The 1,352-nt window shown below is 54.3% G+C and carries 2 protein-coding genes; both read right to left on the bottom strand.

Going from position 1 to position 1,352, the window contains the following annotated elements:
• Window positions 1–199: 199 nt before the first annotated feature.
• The gene (locus FHS27_RS30660) at window positions 200–526 is read right to left on the bottom strand and encodes a hypothetical protein (RefSeq protein ID WP_184310272.1); all 327 of its coding nucleotides are present in this window, start codon (window positions 524–526) and stop codon (window positions 200–202) included.
• Window positions 527–664: 138 nt separating this feature from the next.
• Window positions 665–940 carry a hypothetical protein gene (locus FHS27_RS30655; protein WP_184310274.1) on the bottom strand — a complete coding sequence of 92 codons (276 nt, stop codon included), beginning with the start codon at window positions 938–940 and terminating at the stop codon, window positions 665–667.
• Window positions 941–1,352: the final 412 nt, after the last annotated feature.

Raw genomic sequence — 1,352 nt, 5'->3', positions numbered from 1 at the left:
GTAGGCAAGCAATGCATCGTCAACGTTGAAGGTGGCCATCGTGTTTGATTGAGTCGCACAACGGAAGGTTTTTACGACACCGCCCTAAACGAAGCGAGCGACGCCTGAACTACTGGAAATTGTACCAATGCCAGCGAGCGTTGCCAAACAACGAAGGTGTGCCGAAGGCCTAGCGTAAAAACCATGTTATCCGCCACGGTCACTCGGCGTTAATATCACGCTCGTATGCTAGGAACTCGTCGAATGTGCCGCTCACCTCAACTGCTGGATGGGCAGCATTGACTTCAGTGCGTCCGAGCCAAGTTAGATGAACAACGATGAAGCGATTAGGATGGTTGCGCTGCCGGCACAGGATGTCGTCAGTTCCATCGCGATGCGCGACGACATCAAGCGCCAAGCCGTCAAGCAAGTGGCCTGAAGGAAGTTCACGCGCCAGTTCAGTGGCGAGCAGTGCGGCGCGATCAGAGGGCGTTACAAACCAACCGTCGGGCAATTCGGCGGGAAGATTGTGGAGACTTGGGTTCATGAGTGGCGGATAACGGAAGGTTTTTACGACACCGCCCTAAACGAAGCGAACAATGCCTGAACTACGAGAGATTGTACCAAAGCCAGCGAGCGTTGCCATAGAACGAAGGTGTGCCGAAGGCCTAGCGTAAAAACCATGTTAGGCGTCCCGGTGCGCCGCGAGACATGATTGCAGATAGGATGCGCCACGTTCAGTCACACATAGCGGTTCAGGGCCACCGCCGCCAACGAATTCAAAGAAGCGTCCAAACGGCCAGTCGAGTTTGGTACCCACCAGCAAGTCAATGCCGTGGTCATCACCGCGGTAATCGTGCCAGAAACGCGCAATCAACCGATCACCGTCATAAATGCGGTATGTGTATGGACCAAAGGATTCGCGTCCATCGCTGTCATCTTGTTCGATGCGAAATGCCAAAAGTCTAGGGACGCCTAACATGTTTATAGGCGACACCCTGTCGCAATAAACGCGGGGGTGTCGGGAAAGGGGTGGATTTTGGCTTCTTTGGGGGGGAGGTGCAATCCCGTGGTGTGGTTTTGTTCAGATTTTTTGAACTTTTTCGAGCGTATTTTCTTGATCGGTCGCTGGGAAGCGTTAGCTTCGATAGCCCGCTTGATCGATGAGTGGGGCGAAATCCGGGATCGCGATCGTGGGTGCCCGATCTGATTGGTCCTGATCTGATGGGTCTCGAAGAGATGTCGCAAAAGTAGTTCGAAAAGTGCATGGGGGAGGGTCACGCCATGGATCCGAATGATTTGTTCTCCGAAGCCGCGAGGCTGACCCGAAACAAAATCGCCGCGGCTGTTCACGAACGCGGCCTCGTGCGGAG

Source organism: Aporhodopirellula rubra, from assembly GCF_014192335.1.
In the GTDB taxonomy this organism is placed as follows: Bacteria; Planctomycetota; Planctomycetia; order Pirellulales; family Pirellulaceae; genus Rhodopirellula; species Rhodopirellula rubra.
Note: the sequence above shows the minus strand (reverse complement) of the source record. Positions and strands in the feature narration are given on the sequence as shown.